At 49.3% G+C, this 19,830-nt stretch carries 19 protein-coding genes; 15 read left to right on the forward strand and 4 right to left on the reverse strand.

Annotated elements, in window-relative coordinates; all coding sequences use genetic code 11:
* Positions 1–230 precede the first annotated feature (230 nt).
* The 10 genes from ACTJJS_RS18690 (at position 231) to ACTJJS_RS18735 (ending at position 12,392) form a co-directional block, all read left to right on the forward strand.
* On the forward strand, positions 231–977 hold the full coding sequence (locus tag ACTJJS_RS18690; RefSeq protein ID WP_168870173.1) for a DeoR/GlpR family DNA-binding transcription regulator: 747 nt from the start codon (positions 231–233) through the stop codon (positions 975–977).
* 255 nt (positions 978–1,232) lie between these two features.
* Entirely contained in the window at positions 1,233–4,364 is a 3,132-nt protein-coding gene (locus ACTJJS_RS18695; RefSeq protein WP_440664819.1) for a SusC/RagA family TonB-linked outer membrane protein, read from the forward strand.
* Positions 4,365–4,381: 17 nt separating this feature from the next.
* On the forward strand, positions 4,382–5,695 hold the full coding sequence (locus ACTJJS_RS18700) for a RagB/SusD family nutrient uptake outer membrane protein (RefSeq protein ID WP_440664820.1): 1,314 nt from the start codon (positions 4,382–4,384) through the stop codon (positions 5,693–5,695).
* Between the two features lie 91 nt (positions 5,696–5,786).
* The gene (locus ACTJJS_RS18705) at positions 5,787–6,620 is read left to right on the forward strand and encodes a rhomboid family intramembrane serine protease (protein ID WP_440664821.1); all 834 of its coding nucleotides are present in this window, start codon (positions 5,787–5,789) and stop codon (positions 6,618–6,620) included.
* Positions 6,621–6,658: 38 nt separating this feature from the next.
* Positions 6,659–7,489 carry a hypothetical protein gene (locus ACTJJS_RS18710; protein ID WP_343745496.1) on the forward strand — a complete coding sequence of 277 codons (831 nt, stop codon included), beginning with the start codon at positions 6,659–6,661 and terminating at the stop codon, positions 7,487–7,489.
* A 93-nt stretch (positions 7,490–7,582) separates the two neighbouring features.
* Entirely contained in the window at positions 7,583–8,605 is a 1,023-nt protein-coding gene (locus ACTJJS_RS18715) for a sensor histidine kinase (protein ID WP_440664822.1), read from the forward strand.
* Positions 8,602–9,309, forward strand: a complete 708-nt coding sequence (locus ACTJJS_RS18720) for a LytR/AlgR family response regulator transcription factor (RefSeq protein WP_440664823.1) — start codon at positions 8,602–8,604, stop codon at positions 9,307–9,309. Before ACTJJS_RS18715 ends, ACTJJS_RS18720 begins: the two co-directional genes overlap by 4 nt.
* 107 nt (positions 9,310–9,416) lie before the next feature.
* Positions 9,417–11,462, forward strand: coding sequence for a TonB-dependent receptor plug domain-containing protein (locus ACTJJS_RS18725; protein WP_440664824.1), 2,046 nt, complete (start codon positions 9,417–9,419; stop codon positions 11,460–11,462).
* An 18-nt stretch (positions 11,463–11,480) separates the two neighbouring features.
* A complete protein-coding gene (locus tag ACTJJS_RS18730; protein WP_440664825.1) occupies positions 11,481–12,119 on the forward strand; it encodes a hypothetical protein in 639 nt (212 codons plus the stop codon).
* Between the two features lie 27 nt (positions 12,120–12,146).
* Positions 12,147–12,392, forward strand: a complete 246-nt coding sequence (locus tag ACTJJS_RS18735; protein ID WP_440664826.1) for a hypothetical protein — start codon at positions 12,147–12,149, stop codon at positions 12,390–12,392.
* Positions 12,393–12,452: 60 nt separating this feature from the next.
* Here the strand turns inward: ACTJJS_RS18735 and ACTJJS_RS18740 are convergent, their stop codons facing one another.
* The 3 genes from ACTJJS_RS18740 to ACTJJS_RS18750 form a co-directional block, all read right to left on the reverse strand.
* On the reverse strand, positions 12,453–13,367 hold the full coding sequence (locus ACTJJS_RS18740; protein ID WP_440664827.1) for a hypothetical protein: 915 nt from the start codon (positions 13,365–13,367) through the stop codon (positions 12,453–12,455).
* A 16-nt stretch (positions 13,368–13,383) separates the two neighbouring features.
* Complete coding sequence (locus tag ACTJJS_RS18745; protein WP_440664828.1) at positions 13,384–14,451, reverse strand: hypothetical protein; 1,068 nt, start codon at positions 14,449–14,451, stop codon at positions 13,384–13,386.
* A gap of 288 nt (positions 14,452–14,739) precedes the next feature.
* Complete coding sequence (locus ACTJJS_RS18750) at positions 14,740–15,837, reverse strand: calcium:proton antiporter (protein ID WP_440664829.1); 1,098 nt, start codon at positions 15,835–15,837, stop codon at positions 14,740–14,742.
* 94 nt (positions 15,838–15,931) lie between these two features.
* Here ACTJJS_RS18750 and ACTJJS_RS18755 point away from each other — a divergent pair, with 94 nt between their 5' ends.
* Positions 15,932–16,705, forward strand: a complete 774-nt coding sequence (locus tag ACTJJS_RS18755) for a helix-turn-helix domain-containing protein (protein WP_440664830.1) — start codon at positions 15,932–15,934, stop codon at positions 16,703–16,705.
* A 67-nt stretch (positions 16,706–16,772) separates the two neighbouring features.
* Complete coding sequence (locus tag ACTJJS_RS18760; RefSeq protein WP_440664831.1) at positions 16,773–17,321, forward strand: dihydrofolate reductase family protein; 549 nt, start codon at positions 16,773–16,775, stop codon at positions 17,319–17,321.
* Here ACTJJS_RS18760 and ACTJJS_RS18765 read toward each other — a convergent pair.
* The gene (locus tag ACTJJS_RS18765; protein ID WP_440664832.1) at positions 17,309–17,899 is read right to left on the reverse strand and encodes a dihydrofolate reductase family protein; all 591 of its coding nucleotides are present in this window, start codon (positions 17,897–17,899) and stop codon (positions 17,309–17,311) included. The two genes, ACTJJS_RS18760 and ACTJJS_RS18765, sit on opposite strands and share 13 nt — an antisense overlap.
* Before the next feature lie 164 nt (positions 17,900–18,063).
* Between ACTJJS_RS18765 and ACTJJS_RS18770 the strand changes: the two genes are divergently transcribed.
* The 3 genes from ACTJJS_RS18770 to ACTJJS_RS18780 all read left to right on the forward strand — a co-directional run bounded on the left by ACTJJS_RS18770 (position 18,064) and on the right by ACTJJS_RS18780 (position 19,777).
* Complete coding sequence (locus ACTJJS_RS18770; protein ID WP_440664833.1) at positions 18,064–18,774, forward strand: hypothetical protein; 711 nt, start codon at positions 18,064–18,066, stop codon at positions 18,772–18,774.
* Positions 18,775–18,918: 144 nt separating this feature from the next.
* A complete protein-coding gene (locus ACTJJS_RS18775; RefSeq protein ID WP_440664834.1) occupies positions 18,919–19,095 on the forward strand; it encodes a hypothetical protein in 177 nt (58 codons plus the stop codon).
* A gap of 85 nt (positions 19,096–19,180) precedes the next feature.
* Positions 19,181–19,777 carry an RNA polymerase sigma-70 factor gene (locus ACTJJS_RS18780; protein ID WP_440664835.1) on the forward strand — a complete coding sequence of 199 codons (597 nt, stop codon included), beginning with the start codon at positions 19,181–19,183 and terminating at the stop codon, positions 19,775–19,777.
* Positions 19,778–19,830: the final 53 nt, after the last annotated feature.

Here is a 19,830-nt window from a genome sequence, read left to right on the forward strand (position 1 = left end):
TGTTTTTTATTTTGTTATTGAGTTTTAGGGAGATGACCGTCTGGCTTTGCCAGGCGGTCTTTTTTTGGATAGGATGGTTGGTATCGGGGTGGCCATTTCCCCAAAAAAATATTTTTTCGAAAAATATTACGCGGTAAATCTGCGTTTTATGCAGAAATCTGCAAGAATCTGCATTTTTATATTTGTTTGAATGCGTTTTTTTGCCGAATTTAAAGCAGAATAAACTTCCGATGCTAAAAAAGGAACGCCAGGCATATATCTTACATCAGGTCAACCTACATAACAAGGTATTGTCGTCGCATCTGAGCGAACAGATGGGGGTATCGGAGGATACGATCCGCCGGGACCTTGCGGAGCTGGCCAAAGAAGGGAAAATGCTCAAAGTGCATGGTGGCGCGTTGTCCAACTCGTTTCACCAGGGGGCGGTGGCGCAGGACGTATATGCCATAGAAGAAAAGCGCATTATTGCCACGAAGGCGGTGGAGCTGATACGCGACGGTATGTTTGTGCTGACCACAGGCGGCACTACTATCCTGCAGCTGGCACGGATATTACCGCCCGAACTGAGGGCTACTTTCGTGACGGTAAGTTTACCGGCAGCTTTTGAATATGCCAATCATCCGAACATAGAAGTGATTGTCATCGGTGACAAGTTATCCAAGAACTCGAAAATAACGGTAGGTGGCGAAGCGATCGCCAAAATCAGGGATATCCGGGCGGACCTGTGTTTTATCGGGGTGAACGCCATTGATGTACAGGCGGGCCTTACCGACAATGACTGGGAGGTGGTGCAGGTAAAGAAGACGATGGTCAGCACTGCCAAAAAAGTAGTGGCCATGTGTATCTCCGAAAAGGTGAACACTGCCGAGCATTTGAAAGTATGTAATGTGGAAGATATCGATATATTGATTACCGAGTTGCAGCCAAAATCGAAGAAGTTGCAACCATACAGTAGTAAAGGAATTAAGATTTTATAACAATCATTTTTATTATTTAACACGTTTATCAACAAATAGCCCTCCCGGGCTGTTTTACAGGACAACCAACGTTTGAAGAGGCGTTGTGAAAAACGAATTTCGGGAATGGCCGGTGAGGCAGTATGATGCCGTTCGGGCCACTAATTTCAGAAGGCACAAAAAAGAGGATTCAATAAGGCAATCAACCATTCAACAGTTGTTTTACGACTGTTTTAAGGGCTACGAACAACAGTAACCAACATTTAAAAATCACTTATGATCACGCGTGTATTTATGCGATTGACAGGGAGTGGCCGTGTGCTGCTTTTACTGTTGATGACCTGCCTGGCCGCCACCGTCAGCGCGCAGGTGAAAATATCCGGTAAAGTAACAGACGAAACCGGAACTCCCTTACCTGGAATTACCGTTACGCTCAAAAACACCAAACTAGGCGCCAATACTACGGTGGATGGGCTTTACAGCTTCATTGCCAACGTACCTGCGGGCAACTATGTGCTGGCTGTTACCGGTGTAGGGTTTACCACACAGGAAATACCGGTCACCATTGGAACCTCCAACATCACCAGGGATGTGAAGATGGGTGTTTCTGTATCCAAGCTGGATGAAATTGTGGTGACAGGTACCTCACAAGGTACCACCCGCCGCCAGTTGGGCAGCTACATCAGTTCCGTAAAAGCCGAAGACCTAAACAAAGGCGCCACCGGCAACGTGTTGGCAGCTTTGCAGGGTAAAACGGCCGGCGCCCAGATCACCCAGAACTCCGGCGACCCTTCCGGTGGTATCTCCGTAAAACTGAGAGGCATCAGCACTATCGGAGGATCATCAGAGCCGTTGTATATTGTGGATGGCGTCATAGTGGATAACTCTACCACCCGTGTTACCAATGCGGACCCTAACTACGGCGTCAATACTCAGGGAGGCAATAACTTTGTTGGTAACGTAGGCCAGAACCGTATGGCGGACATCAACCCGGATGACATTGAACGGGTGGAAGTGCTGAACGGCGCCGCTGCCGCCGCTATCTACGGCTCCCGCGCCAATTCCGGCGTAGTGCAGATCTTCACCAAAAGAGGCAGTGCAGGTGCACCGGTGATCAACTTCTCCACTGGTATATCCATCAACGAGCTGCGTAAAAAACTGGACGTAAACCGCGCTCCCATCAAGTTTGGCGGGAATCCGAACGATTCTACCCAGAACATCCTGACGCCGGGCGTTGTAAGCACCTTCCCGGTAAAACGTTACGACTACCAGGATTTTATTTTCCGTACAGGTGTGGGCACCGATAACAACATTTCCATCGCTGGTGGAAAAGATAAAACGAAGTACTATGCCTCTGCCGGTTACTTCTACAATCAGGGTATTATCAAAAATACTGATTTCAACCGCGTTAGTTTCCGGTTGAACCTGGACCAGGAAGTAACCAAATGGCTTACCATGAACGCTACTGTCAACTATGTTTACAGTAAGTCAAACGAGAAGCCTGACGGTAACACTTTCTATTCTCCCATGAACTCCGTTACCATCCTTGGTAACTACTACGATATACAGCAAAGGGATGCCCTGGGCAACCTGATGAAAGTAGGTAACCTGGGCCGTGTGAACCCAGTATCTATCATTAATGATTTCCGTCAGCAGCAACAGGTGGGCCGTGTGATTGCCGGTTTGGGCTTTAAAGCGAATGCCACTAAAAATCTGACACTGGACTATCACGTGGGTATCGACAACTATTACCAGGATGGTACCACCTTCATTCCGCCATTTGCCTATAATGTGAGCACCGGTTTCTTCGGCGGCGGTACTGCGCTGGACCCCAGCCTGAACGGCTACGCCAGTGCCGGTAACAATACTTCCTTCCTGATCAACCACGATGCGAACGCCACTTACAACGCGCGTATCAGTGATAATCTTGAATCCGTGACGCAGGTAGGCTATTCTGTGCAATACTCTAAGCAGCACTATTCCGTGCAACAGGGAAGAGGCATGCCTCCCTTTGTTCAGACAGCTGATAAAGCTACGACCGCCATTCCCGGCATTGACCAGCGTTCTGAGTATTCTATCTCGGGTGAATATATCCAACAGAACTTCAAATACCGCAATCAGTTGTTCCTGACAGGTGCACTGCGTGTGGATGGCTCTTCTGTATTCGGTAAAAATGAACGTAACCAGTTGTACACTAAACTGAGCGGCAGCTATGTATTGTCCGGCACTGATTTCTGGGCTAAATCGGCTGTTGCCAAATGGTGGACGCTGTTTAAACTGCGTGCTGCCTATGGGGAATCCGGTAATATGACCGGTATTCAGCCATACGCCCGCTACAATACTTACCTGGCCAACGCTTTTGTCGGGGCTTCCGGCTTTCAGGGACAGCTGATCTATACAGATCCTGATGTAAAACCAGAAAAGCAGAAAGAACTGGAATTCGGTACAGACCTGTCTTTCCTGGATGACCGTATCGGGCTGAGTGTGAACTACTACCGTAAAAAAGTACAGGACCTGTTGATTGACCGGGCGGTAGCACCTACCAAGGGTTATAACTTTATACGGAGCAATATTGGTTCCCTGCGGAACAACGGTATAGAAGTCGTGCTCAATGCCGTGCCGGTGAAGACCAAAAATTTCAGCTGGAACTTTACCGCTATCTTCAACCGTAACCGCAATGAAGCGCTGGACATCGGGCAGTCGCTCGTGCTGCTGAACACAGTAGGCGGAGCACCGGTGGCTATTGCCGCAGGATATCCGATTGGATTCTTCTATGGAACCTTCTATGCCCGTGATGCCAATGGCAATATCCTGACTACGCCTGCCGGTATCCCGGTGACAGAAAGAGGTGTGCAGAAAGGCCCGTTCGATTACCAGGCACAGCGCGACCCTGCCACAGGGCTGCCACTGGCTACTGCCCCGGCACTCAATAAAAAAATCGGTGACCCTAACCCGGACTGGACCGGTACTTTCACCACCGATCTGAATTACAAAAAGCTCGGTCTGCATATACAACTGGATGCCGTACAGGGGGTGGATGTTTTTAACGCAGACTTCAGGACCCGCCAGGGCGTTGATAACGGGAAGATTGCTGAACAGGAAGATCTTGGTAAGCTGCCCAGAGGCTATATCGCCGGTGTGTATAACATCCAGGAATTCAGGATAGATAACGGCAGCTTCGTGAAGCTGCGTGAAGTGGCCTTTAGCTATGATTTCGGAAAAATTGGCAATACGGTGAAAAACCTGAATGTCAGCCTGGGTGGCCGGAACCTTATTTCATGGGACAACTACAAGGGTTATGACCCGGAAGTGAACGCCGCAGGACAAAGTACTGTTTTACGTGGTATAGACTTTGGGGCCGTACCTGTTCCACGTACTTATAACCTGACCGTCCGCGCCAAATTCTAATCCTAAAAAGACAAATCATGAAACGAACTACCTTCTATACATACATGACCATGGCCACGTTCCTGTTGTCTGCGGCGGCCTGTAAAAAAGATTACCAGGACCCTTCCGGTCCTTCCCTGGACCAGGCTTATAGCTCCCCGCAGGCCATTACCGATGCTGCTGTGGGGTTGCAGGCCAACTATGCCAAAGACAGGACCGGACTGATTTATACCACCATCACTTCCGGCAGCCTTTTGAGCGGAGAAACGTTTGTCACCAATCCGGGCAACGCCGATGAAGGCCAGCTGGGCACCGGCGGCAATACGGTATTGAACAACAACGTAGTGGTGACCGGCATGTGGTTGTATACCAACAAAATCCTTTTTGATGCGGAGAAAGTGCTAAAGGCGACTAACACCGTGATATCTGATAAAGGCTATGCCAGTGGCGTGATTGCGTATACTTCCATTTTTAAAGCGCTGGCACTGGGTATACAGGCCAATTACTGGGAACAGGTGCCGGATACCATCGGTAACCCGGATGCCACTATCCGCGTGGGTTTCATCCCAGGGAAACAAGGTTACGCAAGAGCGGTACGTACGATCGACAATGCATTAAATACCATTGCCGCCAACCCAATCAGTTCTGCTATTACACCGTTTCTTCCTAAAGGCATCAATGTAGTCAATACCCTGTATGCCCTCAAGGCCCGTTACGCGTTGAGTGCCGGTGATTATACCGCTGCGCTGGATGCTGCCAATAAAGTAGATCTTACCAGTGCAGGTATCAGTACTTTCAACTTCAATCCGCAGGTGGCCAATCCGATCTTTACCCTCGTATCTTCCACCAGTAATATTTACCAGGTGGTGGATTCCACGATGGGGCTGCCGGTAGTGCTGGCGCCCACGCCAACTGACGCCAGGATACCGTTTTACATGACAAGGCAAGCCACCGGGCTGAAATTTGTGATGAGCGGCTTCTTTAAATCCAATATCCAGTCCATCCCGGTGTTCCTGCCCGGGGAAATTACGCTGATCAAAGCGGAATGTTATGCCCGTAACAACGACCTGGTAAACGGTCTCGCAGAGCTGAACAAGGTAGTGACCAAAAAGCCGTCTGACGATCCGTTTGGCATAGGCGCCAACCTGCCGCCGGTGGCTGTTGCCACCATCCCGGACCTGCTGACGCAGATTTACAAACACCGTCGCATTGAAATGTTCATGTCTGGACAGGAAATTGAAGACCAGCGCCGTTTTGGCCGTCCAACTACCGAAAGGAAAAGGAATTATTTCCCTTATCCTTTTGTGGAAAGGAACGATAACCCAAATACACCCGCCGATCCTACTTTTTAATGTAATAAGTTTTTTATCTTTATAACGGCAGCCGGTAACTATTCCGGCTGCCGTTCACATTTACATCCTGTACCCTAAATGTCCTATAGCCATGACTGAAATCGGCGTTGTTGCCCTGGTGACCGTTATCCTGAACCTCGTGGTGTCTTACAAGGGATTTAAAGACACCGTTTTTTATGATAAATATGCTTTTATTGTGGATGAAATGCTGGTCCACAAGGAATATTACCGCCTTATTTCTTCCGGCTTTCTGCATGCGGACTGGATGCACCTGCTTTTTAACATGATGTCGCTCTGTTTTTTCAGCGCGGATGTGGAAGCGGTGTTAGGGATTAAAAACTTCATCATCATTTATATGAGCAGCCTGGTGGGAGGCAACCTGTTGTCGCTGTTTATCCACCGGCATCATGGAGATTATAGTGCAGTAGGGGCCTCTGGCGCCGTATGTGGTATTATCTTCGCATGTATCGCTTTGTTCCCGGAAATGGAAATCGGATTCTTCGGTATCCCGTTGTACATACCGGCATGGATATACGGTGTATTGTACATGTTGTTTACTATCTTTCGGATTAAAGACAAAAATGATAACGTAGGACATGAAGCCCACCTGGGCGGCGCTTTTATCGGGCTGGTTTTTGCCGTATGTATGGAGCCGCAGGCTGTCAGACAACATTATCTGCCGGTATTGGCGATACTGCTGCCCTGTATTATTTTCATGTACCTGCTGGTGCGTAAGCCACACATGATACTTACCGGCAATACGCCCGGACCACAACGTTTCCTGAACCTGGAAGACCGGTATAACCAACAAAAGGCCATACAGCAGCAGGAGATAGATGCCATACTTGAAAAGATCCACCGGCAGGGCATCAACAGCCTGTCTGCCGAAGAGAAACAGAAGCTGCAGAATTATGCCGACCGATAATCAGTAACTATAGTGTTGTTAAAATATAACCCGCGAACATGAAATTATCCAGTACTGTACTGTGTCTGGCCATCCTGAGCCTGATGGCCTGCCGCAAAGATGAATCCGGAAACGGGCCGGCATTAAACTACAACGATGTAAACATCACCGCTATCTCTGATATTCCGCCTTTTATTTATGAAGGCGACCGGCTGGTGGCGATGGGCCATGAAAAATTTTCCTATGATGACAAAGGCCGCATTGTTGGCAGCCGTATCGAACACAAAGACACCGTCAATAATATTATTACCGGTTATATCTACAAAACGACTTTCACCTGGGCCAACGGCCTGTGTGCGGGCAGTATTGCGGACTCCCTGTACAGCTATATCAAAAGCATTGACGGCAGTATCAAGGATGAAAGGTTTGCCAGCGGTACCATCCTCAGCAGCTATGATTATACCCTGCCCGCCGGCCGCCTGAATGGCATTACCTTTACGCCCGGCAAATGGAACACCGCCCTGTATACTTCCATCAAATTTGAATACGATGGCAAGGGCAACGTTATCCGGGCCATTACCACGCAACCTAACCTGTTCGGAAGGCCAGGAGTACCGGACCTGGTGGTAACGGTCACCTACCAGTATGATAATCATCCCAACCCCTACTATGCCATGTATAAAAAATACGGTCTCATATTACCGGCCCTGCAGCGGTTTGCGGATTGTATTTCTCCCAACAACGTAATTAAAATGCAACTGAAGATTGATAATATGGTGGAGCTGGTGCAACAGTACGTGTATGAGTACAATGCGGCCGGTTACCCGGTAAAAATCACGACCAACGGCGGCAGTGTGACCGGGCAGACCACCTACATTTCTTACCGGTAAAGTCCGTGTTGTCTGCACATTTTGCCTTGTTGTCGCTTCTTTAAGGGTAAACCGGTCCGGAGCAGCGTGCTTTGCAGTATATTTATATTGTACATGAAAGCATTCCTGACAGCAAAATATATCAACATAACACTGCATGCGCTTATCTGGGGCATGCTGTTGTTATTGCCTTATATCGTATCATCTCCCGAAAACCAATACAGTATCGGCCCTATGCCCGGCGTTTTTTTTACTGTTGCCGGTGTGATACATATGGGTATTTTTTATGGTAATGCTTTTTACCTGTGTCCACGGTTGCTCAACCGCCGCTACTGGTGGTTGTATATTCTTGCTGCCTTGTTGCTGTTGTTTGTTTCTTTCCAGCTGAAGTACCACATCATGGCTACCTGGTTTCCGGGGCTGTTGCACAACAAAGCCGCGTACCGCTTTGTTTTCGGGCCGTCTGTGGCGGTACTGGTGATCAGCCTGTTGTACCGTAAGATACTGGACCGCATATACGAAGAGCGCCGGCAAAAAGAAAAGCAGGCTGAGCAACTGTCCACCGAACTAAAGTTTCTCCGCTCACAGATCAGCCCGCATTTTTTGTTTAACGTGTTGACCAACATGGTGTCTCTGGCCAGGAAAAAGTCCGATCAGCTGGAGCCTTCGCTGATCATGCTGTCGGAGCTGATGCGGTATATGCTGTACAATACCGGTGGCGCTAAAGTGCCGCTGCAAAAGGAAGTGGCGTATCTCGACAGTTACATTGCGCTGCAGCAGCTGCGTTTTGGCAATGATGTGGACATCCGCAGGGAACTGCCGGCTACGACCTCATTGAGCAATTATATGATAGAGCCGATGTTGCTGATACCCTTTGTGGAGAATGCTTTTAAACATGGCACCGGCGTGGAGCAACCGGTTATCCGTATCCACCTGTCTGTTCAGGAAGATGTACTTACCTTTGAAGTGGAAAACCATTTTGATCCGGTACAGGACACCAGCAAAGACGACAGTTCGGGAATAGGCCTGGCCAATGTGAAATCCAGATTGGAACTGCTATATCACCGGCATTATACGCTGGCGGTAAAGAACGATGGCAACCGGTTTCTTGTACACCTAACGTTAACGCTTATATGATACGTTGCATTGCAGTAGATGATGAGCACCTGGTGCGGGAGTTACTGGAAGACAGTATCCGGCAGGTGCCTTTTTTGGAGCTGGTGGCCACCTGCAAAAATGCGATGGAAGCCTTGGATGTGATGCAGCGGGAACAGGTGGACCTGATGTTTCTCGACATACAGATGCCCCGGCTCAACGGCCTGCAGCTTTTACAATCGCTGCAACGCCCGCCGCTCGTTATTCTCGTGACAGCTTATGAAAAATACGCCCTGGAAGGATATAACTTCCAGGTAGTGGATTACCTGTTGAAACCCTTTAGCTTTGAACGTTTCCTGAAAGCCTGCCAGCGTGCCGGCGACTTGTTCCGGCTGCAACAGCCACCAGCGACCGCCCGTGCCATCACCGATTTTTTCGTGAACGTGGAATACGTACAGGTGAAAATTGTGGTGGCAGACATTGAATATATCGAAGGATTAAAAGACTATATCAAAATACACCTCTCTTCCGCTGCAAGGCCAATCCTTACCCGTATGACGATGAAAGCCGTCGCAGAGAAATTGCCGGCAGAAGAATTTGTCCGCACCCACAAATCCTATCTGGTGGCGGTGAAGAAGATCACCTCTGTAAAACGTGATTTGGTATGTATCGGGGAAAAAGAAATACCTGTCAGCGACTTCTTCAAAGAAAATGTTACCCGTTTGGTGCAAGGACCTCAAAACTGATGTAAACGGACTTGCTCATCTTGTCGCCACACTTTCCTGTGTTGTCTACACCTCAAAATCCCGGTCGTGCTATCCGCTAGTTTTGTGGGTAAATAATACTTCCGGTGATGACCAGATACCTGATATGGATTTTTTTACCTGCCTTGCTGAGCACAGCTCACGCGCAACAGGCGCCGGCTGACAGTGCCGGGAAAGCCGTGTCCGATACCGTTCCCCGCGGCACACCTAAAAACCTGAAGCAGGTGACGGTGAGCGCCGGCGCTTTTGAGGCCAGCGATAAAGCGAAAGGAGCCTCCCTCACGCCCATGGACGCTGTCACCGTGGCCGGCAGCAACGGCGACCTTTCACAGGCGCTGCGCGCACTGCCGGGTGTACAACAGATCGGGGAAACGGAAGGGCTCTTTGTGAGGGGCGGTACCAGTGATGAGACCAAACAGTTTATTGACGGCACGTTATTCAAATATCCCAATTATCCTTCCGTGCCGGGCATCTCGCAGGGCGCCCGTATCAACCCTTTCCTGTTTAAAGGGATACTGTTCAGCTCCGGCGGTTATTCCGCCTTATACGGGCAAGCCATGAGCAGCGCGCTGATACTGGAAAGTGTGGACCTTCCGGAGAAATCGTCCGCCAATTTCTACCTGTTTCCTGCTAATCAGGGCGCGGGGATGCAGCGGTTGGGAAAAGACAACCGCAGCAGCTTCGGACTGGGGCTTAACTACTCCAATCAGACTTTGTACAATGCGTTGGTGCCACATGTGCCCGATTATTTTCAGGGGCCTTCGTATCTGGAAGGTAATGCCAATTTCCGCGTTAAAACAGGCCGCAGCGGTATGTTCAAAGTATATGCCGTGTGGAGTAAAAGCAGTGTGGGCCTGTATAATCAGGACGTAGACAGTGCGGCGTTGCGCTCCGGTTACCTGGTAAAAGGCGGTAACGTCTATACGAATATGAGTTACCGCACCGGGTTGGGGGAAAACTGGAAAGTGGAAACGGGCCTGGCTTACAGCAACAACAGGGATAAACGTGTTGCCAGCCTGGTGGACGCTGCGGAGAAGCCCGCTTCTCTACCGGACGTGCCGCTTAACTTAAAAAGCAACTACAGTAATATCCGTTCTGATTTTGCGCAGGCCCGGGTTGTGTTTACCCGTTTCCTGGGCAGGGACCAGGCAGTGCGCTTTGGTGCGGAACATTTTTATTCCAAAGATGCCGGCATATATCGTGACAGCGCTGTGGCGCAAACAGACCAGCTGTCCGCTCTTTTTGCAGAGAGTGATATTTACCTGACGGGCAGCCTCGCAGCTAAAGCTGGGCTGCGGCTGGAGCATACCTCCCTGCTGGAGAAATGGTCACTGGCGCCGCGGGTAAGCCTGGCGTGGCGGATGAGCGATGAAAGTCAGCTTAACTTCGCCTATGGCCTTTTTTACCAGGAACCTCAGAACGAGTTCCTGTACCGCAACCGCGACTTATCCCTTTCCCGTGCTGCGCACTATGTCGTGAATTACACCAGAAGGGCACATAACCGTTTTTTCCGTGTAGAAGCTTATTACAAACAGTATAACGATCTGATACGGCTGTTACCGCCGGACGCAAAAAGCGTGTCTACCGGTAACGGCTATGCGAAAGGGGTGGAATTATTCTACCGGGATAAAAAGACTTTTAAAAACCTGGACTACTGGATCACCTATACGTACCTGGACACTAAACGGGATTACCTGAACTATCCGATGACGCTGCGTCCGTCATTTGCTGCGCCGCACACTATGACGATCGCCGTAAAGAAATTTTTCCCGGACCTGTCTACCGGCATTAACGTGTCTTATGCGCTGGCAGCGGGAAGGCCGTACTACAATATCCGGTACAGTGATGGCTGGCAGCTGGCAGACGAAGGCACCACAAAGCCATATAATGTCGTGAACCTGCATATTGCTCATCTGATGACATTGTTCCCGCGCTGGAAGCATAAAGACTTTTCCGGTTTTGCCCTGGGAGTAAATAACCTGCTGGGCACTGCCCAGGTGTTTGGTTACAACTACAGTTACAATGGCCAGCATAAGATGGCGGTGGCGTTGCCGGCCAACAGAACATTTTTCATCGGCTTCTTTATGAGTCTTGGTATAGATCGTACAGATGATTTTATCAATAACAATTTATAAAACACAAACCCGCTAATTATGAAAAACACAATCCTCTCCTTATTAGTACTGCTGTCCTGCTCCGCCTTTGCCATGGCGCAGTCACTGGAAGACGCCGTGCATAAGCTCGACGGCGCCACTTCTGTAAAAGATTACGAAGCGCTGGAAAAAACATTTGTCACGCTGACGGCGCAGCAGCCTGGCTCCTGGCTGCCCTGGTATTATGCTGCTTACTGCAACGCGAAAATCGGTTTCCTCTACCAGGACGATGGGGATAAAATTGAGCCATACAGCGTGAGGGGAGAAGAGCAGATAGGGCGTGCGATGTCTTTGCTGGACAGCACCAAATCTCGGCATGAACTGGCGGAAGCGCTGACAGTGGCCAGTATGGTGAACCGCACCAGGGTATTCATCAATCCGATGACTTACGGCCGTAAATACGGTAGCATATCGGAAAAGTACCTGCAGCAGGCGCTTCAGCTGGCGCCGGAAAACCCGAGGGCTTTGTATGTACGTGCATGGGTGAAATATTATACGCCTAAAATGTGGGGTGGTGACAAATCATTGGCGAAAGAATTAGCAGAGAAAAGCCTGGGCCTGTTGGCGAAAGATAAGACAGGAACGACCCCTCACTGGGGCAAGGCGGAAGATGAGGCATTGCTGGGCAAGTTCAAATGATTATTTAAGCTTTAAAAAAATCATGTTATGTTATTTCCTTTTCTTATCCTTTTCAGGGTACTGTTTGCAGCGAGTATGGTATTTATTATCGGTTACATCTTTGGTGGTTTTTCAAAAAGACCTGCGCTGGCGCGTATCTCCAAAGTGGCTGCGATACTTGTTGTTATACTCTTTATCGGTGTAAATATCCTGTTGATGCGGGCTGCCTTCCACCGTGACTGGCATGGAGGATGGCGGGGTTGTGAACAGCTTAAAACAGAAAAGCAGGGCTGACCAGTTGGTCAGCCCCTTTTTTTGCTTGTAATTATTGTTTGATGCTTGCCGATATCAGTGCTAGTGCCTGCCGTGACCTCCGCCACCAAAGTGGCCACCTCCACCGCCAAAATGTCCGCCGCCACCACCGAAGTGGCCACCGCCGCCGCCGTGGAAACTACCGCCTCCTGATGGCTGACGCATAAAGTTGCCTTGCGGACGGGACGCTCTGCTCATGGCCATCGGCCTGTTCATGCCTGCCTGGTGGTTGCCATTCCAGCTACTGCGGGAGGCGTTCATGTTATTGTTTCTGGCGAAGTTGTCACGGTTGTTGTTTACCGTATTGTTATTATTATTCCGGGTGAAGTTCTCCCGGTTATTGTTGATCGTTGTGTTGTTATTATTCCGGGTGAAGTTCTCCCGGTTATTGTTAATCGTTGTATTGTTATTATTCCGGGTGAAGTTTTCGCGGTTGTCGTTTACCACATTCCGGGTATAACTGGTACGGTTATTACTGATGTTGTTATTGACCACGCTTCTGTTGATATAGGTGTTGTGCACCACTGTGGTATTCACTCTGGTGATAGCTGTATTGTAATGGAAGGAATTGCCCCGCCACATACCGCCGGAGAACCCTGTGCCGAAATACCCGCAGCCATAGTTAATGCCGCCATAGTACCCGATGTGCGGGCCCCAGTAACCGGCATGCCAGCGATATACGCCGCCTATAAAGCCCCAGTAGCCGGGAGTCCAGAGGGCGCCTACATAAGGAGCTCTCACCCATATGCCCGGGACCCAGTAGTAGTGGGTACTGTAGGCCCAGTATCCGGGGACCCACATGTAACCGTCGCCGGGGCAGGGAGGCTGTGTATAGACCGGTATCGTAGGCGGCGCGATGCCTACAGAAACGCCAATGCTGACTTGTGCATATGCCCGTGGTGTGGCAGCAGCAACAGCCAGCAAAGTGCATATTATTATCACGACAAACTTTTTCATGACCTTATGGTTAGGTTCACTTGTTTGACGGTCTGGAAGGGGGTAAGTTTAACGTTGGCAGAGGTCGCTGGGTGAGCAGCCACTGACGCCAGTCTTCCGCTACCTTGTCCCAGTTGAATACACCGTAGTCGGGCTCTCCATTGGGTTTTAGCGGGAAATAATTATGTTCTGTACCGATGTATTCGCGGTAGTTAAAATTTTGTTTATGCCGGCGGACCATGTCTATGCGGAACATGTCGAGGTAAGGGACGCCTGCATCGCGGGTGCCGAAGGTGATGAGCACGGGGATTTTGAGTCGACTGAGATATGCTGCTGGTGGATCAGAGAAGTCGTGGGTCACTTTGTAGGTGTCTCCCGCGGAGAAATCCATGTTCTGCGGGTTTGCTGTTATTTTTTCCCACCGGGAGAAGAGGGCGCCGGTGCCGCTGGTACTGTCTTTTTCGTGTGCCCGTTCCCGTTCTATCAGGGTGAGCATGCGGCCCTGCGGGTTTCCGCCGGAATATATCAGATGGGTGATTGATTTACTGCGCATGGCCATTTTGGCGCTGATGGTGCTCCCTTCGGAATGTCCGGCCACCACCAGCGGGCTGCGGGCAATCCAGGGTTGTTTTTGCAGAAACTTTATCACGGCGAGGTTGCGGTCCACGTAGTAGTCAAGATAATACCGCTCCAGGTATTTCCGGGGAAACAGGCCGGTACTGTCTTTATAGGCCATATCGGGGCCGAGGTTGCGTTCATCGGCCACCAGCGGGACATACGCTTTGCCGATAATAGCCAGGTGATAATGTTGGGCGAGGCTGTCGGGATTAAATACAAATGCCGGAATGACAGCTGTCTGGCCGTTTTGTTCGTACCGGACCAGCAATGGCTGTGGCAGGCTGCCCTGGCAAAAAAGGAAGAGCGGTTTTCTGACCTGTTCCTCTCCTTTTTTGGATTTGATCAGGATGTCTACCGTATCGCCCCTGAAGGTGGTTTGCAGGTGACGGTAACCGTAAACGTCCGGCAGCTGCGACTGAGCATATAGTGAAAAACCTGAAAACTGTATCAGGCAATACATCAGAATGTATGGGAAATGGCGAAGCATGGGACAGGATAAGTTAGCGGCTGCTTTTACCTGACAATATAATTCAAATATCGGCTATCATAAATGGCCAGCCAGAAATGGCCGGCCTTCTCGTACGAAAATTTATTGCTCGTTGTAAGCAAGGGGATGTGGTGTATCCCCAGAATATGAAGATAAGCCCGGCTTCTGCCAGGCATTTATTGAATTGGGAAAAAAAAATACGCAATCGGGAAAATTTTAATAGGATCTGTTCATCTGCTTATTGCAGGGAGACGACACCCACCAGGAAGAATGCGGATTGTTTAAAGGTTAAGGTACAACTGTCGTAAATAAATAAGTCGCCAGGATCACCAGCAGCACAATGCCCTGAAGGATATTGGTACGGCCGGCGTTAAAGGATATACTGATGGTGAACAGGGATAATATCAGCAATAAAGTGGATTTGGTGTCTATGCCCAGCGTAACGCTGAAACCTGCAAAGACGGTGACGATGGCCACTGCAGGGATGGTAAGCCCTATACTGGCCAGTGCTGAGCCCAGTGCCAGGTTCAGGCTCGTTTGCAGCCTGTTGCGCCGCGCCGCGCGTATGGCCGCCAGCCCCTCCGGCAACAGGATGACTGCTGCAATGATAATGCCCACAAGGCTTTTAGGCGCGCCCATGCTGATGACCATCGATTCTATGGTGGGCGACAGTTTTTTCGACAGCATCACGACCAATACCAATGCAATCAGCAGAAACAACATACTGAGGGTGGTCGTCAGGTTGTTCGGTGGAGCGGAATGTGTATCCCCTTCTTCTTCCGGCAGGAAATAGTCCCTGTGGCGGCCGGTTTGTACGGATACAAAACCACCGTACAATACAAGGGAAATGATCGCCACAAACAGCAGCTGACTGTTGGAATATACAGGTCCGGGCGTAGTGGTGGTATAGTTGGGCAATACCAATGTCAGTATAGAGATAGCCGTTAGAGTGGTAAGAGCCGCATTGGTGCCTTGTTTGATAAACACCTGTTCTTTGTAGCGATAGCCCCCGAGGAGCAGGCAGAGGCCAATGATACCGGTCAATAGGATCATGATGGCGGCAAATACGGTGTCCCTGGCCAGGGTGGACCCTTCGGCACCTTCGCTCAGCATCAGGGACACTATCAGCGATACTTCTATCACCGTGATGGCCAGCGCCAGGATAAGCGTGCCATAAGGTTCTCCCACTCTGTGGGCCACTACTTCGGCATGATGTACGGCAGACAATACGATACTGATCAGGGATACGGCCATCAGCAGCGAAAAAAACATACTGTGTATGCTGCCGGCCAGCATCAGGATGACAAGCCCTATCAGGGGACTGACGAGGCTCCAGAGAGGTAAGGCGATATTCCAGCGTTTGTATAGAATGTGTGTGTATGGCATATACGTAATTACAAAAAAATATTTAATTAGTTCATAAAAAATGCTATTCCGTGGCTGACAGATAAAGTTTAACTTACAGCATACACGTTGTTAAATGAGAACGCAACTGATCACACCGCTTCCTGCATTGGCCGGTTATGTAAGCCACATCATGGTACTGGAGAGTGAGCGCCTGGCTTTTGACACTTTCCTGCCTTTGATCGCAAAAGGATATCCCAGCGTTGTTTTCCAGCTGACAGCCAGCCATCTCAAAGTAGATCATCTTGTACTATACGGGCAGAATATCCGCCCTATTCTTTTACCGGTATCCGGGCCAACGACACTGATCGCGTATTTTCTGTATCCACATATACTGAAAGCCCTGTTTGGCTGGAGTGCCCGGGAACTGACAGACCTGAGTGTGGATATCAGTTTGTCTGAACCGGCACGGGACATGCGCGTGCGGGAACAGCTGCTGAACGCTCCGTCGCTGGAACAGCGATTGGCCCTGATGAATAATTATTTCTTACGGTTGATATCTCCTGGTAAACTGGACATACATCAACCTGTCCTTTTTGCCACCAGGATGATACAGCAGCATAGCGGAGCATTGTCCATGCTGAAGGTACAGCAGGAGTTATATGTGACAGAGCGTACTTTGCAGCGTATGTTCGATATGCATGTGGGCGTGTCGCCTAAAACGTTTGGCCGTATTTGTCAGTTTGATGCCGCGTTGCGGCAACTGGGCGGTAATGGCTTTACGGACATGGCTGGCGTGGCTTTTCAGCACGGTTATGCAGATCAGAGCCACCTGATCAGGGCATTCCGTGATTTTACCGGTCTTACGCCGCTGGAATACCAGAAAGCGGCCACGGACTTCCCCGCCTGAAGATTGTCGGGTTTGTTCTATACCATGGATGGTTGCCGTCGTTACTTTGTATCAAAAAAAACAACGTATGAGAAAGTTAATCGTTTCTACCTGGATGACACTGGACGGTATTTTTGATGCTGAAAGCATGGGACAGTGGTTTAACCCTTACGACAGCCAGGCGCGTCAGGACATTATACGCGAAGGCATTCTGTCGGCAGATGCTATCCTTTTCGGCCGCAAAACATATGAGATGCTGGCCCCTTACTGGTCTTCCCTGAAAAATAATGAAATGGGCGTAGCTGCCAAATTGAACAGCGTACAGAAGTACGTGGTGTCCACTACCCTGAAAGAAGCCACCTGGGAGCATTCCACCATCATCCGGGATAATATTGAACAGGAGATAGCCCGGCTGAAACAACAACCAGGCAAAGAGATACAGATAGAAGGCAGCGCGGCGCTGGTCCAATCGCTGGCCAAAGCAGGCCTGATTGATGAGTACCAGTTCCTCGTACATCCGTTCCTAATGGGCGGTGGCAAACGTTTCTTCGGCGAAGGCATGCAGACCGGTTTACAGCTCACCGGCAGCCGTCAGCTGGATAAAGGCGTGATGCTGCTCTGTTATCAGCCTGCATAACGGTATTGTAACACAACTATACCGGACGGGTACGCAGTGGCGTTGACCAGCGACAGTCCCAATACGCCCTGCACCTTGTCAAAAACGGGCATTCCCCTGCCGATAGCTGCGGGATTGATGATGAGATGATACTCGTCTATCAGTCCCGCTGCAATCAGCGCAGATACAAAGGAAACACCGCCAAATACTATCATATTTTTCCCCTGCTTTTTTTTCAGCGCCTTCACTTCTGCTGTAAGATCGCCTTTGGCCAGCACTGTATTTGGCCAGTTAGATTGGTCCAGCGTATGCGTGAACACAACTTTCCCCGCATCCCGGATATGTCCGGCAAATACGGCCTGTGGATTGTTGACCTGCCCCGCCATTTTTTCCCAGTGGCCGATGAAACCTTCTTCGGCCATCTTTCTGCTTAACAATATCTCGTCTGCGGATGCTATCAGTGCAGTATGATAATCCTGCAGGGCAGGGTCCCAGGTCCAGTTGTCCCCATAACTCCAAATCATCCAGCTGCCGCTTCCGTCGGCCGCCGCCGCAAAGCCGTCCACAGACAGCTGCATTTGTAAGATCAGTTTTCTCATGATATGTTTATGTTCAGCAAACCTACGCTTGTTTTGGGATAGGGAACAGGGGGAGATGTGACAAATTTGCGGGGCAAAAAAACGCGTGATGAATGATATTTGCTTTATCATTACTGATTACTAAATAAACAATTGTCACCACACATTTAAAATCGATCAATAAAATGGAAAAATTACAACGTGAAGTCCGTTTTTTAAAAGCCTATGCTCTTATTCTCACCACTGTACTGATAGCCTTCTTTTTTATGGCTTTCCGTACGGACTTCGGCAAACAACGTTTTCAGGAAATCGATGTAGAAAGAATTAATGTAATTGAAAAAGACGGTACCCTGAAAATGGTCATCTCCAACGCTGAACGGCAGCACCCTGGCCTGGTAGAGGGTAAACCGATAGCCGCCAGGGAAAGATCGGCAGGCCTCATTTTCTTCAACAGCGCGGGTGACGAATGCGGCGGCCTGGTATATGACGCCACCAAAAAAGATGGCGCCGGTATGGTGTATTCCGTAGATCAATATCGCAATGATCAAATTATGCAGCTGCAATACATGCAGGAGCTCGAAGGAAACAAAGCCCGTTCCTACGGCCTGAAAATATGGGACCGCCCGGATGACTTTACCCTTGCGCGCATGTTAAAGGTGACAGATTCACTGAAAGCGCTGAAGAATGAAAAGATATATGAAGAGGCAACGAACCAGCTGGCTTCGGAAGGGAAGTTTGGCACTGAAAGGCTCTTTGTTGGCCGCACCTGGAAAGATGAAGTGGGGCTGTTTATCCGTGACCAGAAAGGAAAAGTGAGGATTAAAATCTATGTAGATAAACAAAATCAAACTAAGATAGAAACCTTTGATGAACAAGGAAAGCCTATCAGTAAATAATCTCAGAGAGCCGCTTTTATAAAGCGGCTCTCTTTTTTATACCATTACTGCTGAGATTCCGATGTTGTTCTGGCATGGAAAATGTGCCCCGCTATGCATGGTTGTCTTGCTTAGGCAGCCGTGCTCACCATTAAAACACAGGTTATGGAATCAGACAGCAAGATCACCCGCCGCCGTATGCTCACCGGTGTGGGAACTTCCCTCGTAATGTTGACCGTACCCGATATGATAGCCAGGGGCGGCAGTTTGGCATCGATGTCTTCAATAGCTGGTATAGAAGACCCCGCGAAGAAAGCCATTGCACAACAACCGGGGCAATAACACTACAACAAAAGTTAATGTTTAGATAATATCGCTGCTGTTTTTTTGCCCTTATGTTTGCGACTGGAAAAATTGGAAGGAATATATGAGCGAAGCTCTACACGACTTATCAGATTATTCACTGTTGGAACAATGCAGGCTCGATAATGTGAAGGCGTTCGAAATATTGTTCGACCGGTATTCCAGAAGGTTGTATAACTATGCGCTGAACTATTTGCAGGACAAGGGCATCGCAGAAGAAACGATGATGGACCTGATGTTGTGGGTTTGGGAGAAAAGACAGCAACTGGACCCGGACGTGCAACTGGCGCCTTATTTATTCCGTGCCATCAAAAATGCCGTTATCAAAGCCATGACCAAAAAGTCATTGGCCATGTTGCCCATTGAACAGGCATTTGACGACGAAACACTGTTGACCCCCGCGGCAGATAACCAGATGAGCTGTCACGAATTAACGCAGGCGTATCTTGATAAATTGGATGAACTCAGTCCGCAACGTCAGCGTGTATTTAAAATGAGCCGCCATGAACATCGCTCCCATGCGGAAATTGCCAAAGAGTTGAACCTGTCGCTGTTTACTGTTAAGAATCATATTAAAGCTTCCCTGAACCATTTCAGGCATCACCTGAAAGACTATACGGACGTAACCATGGTCGTTATATTTTATTGGTGGATGCCCTGATCAACCCGGTCAATGTTATGTAATTGTTACCTGTGATAACCCCATTAGCCCCT

It is taken from the genome of Chitinophaga sp. 22308, from assembly GCF_052045305.1.
In the GTDB taxonomy this organism is placed as follows: Bacteria; Bacteroidota; Bacteroidia; order Chitinophagales; family Chitinophagaceae; genus Chitinophaga; species Chitinophaga varians_A.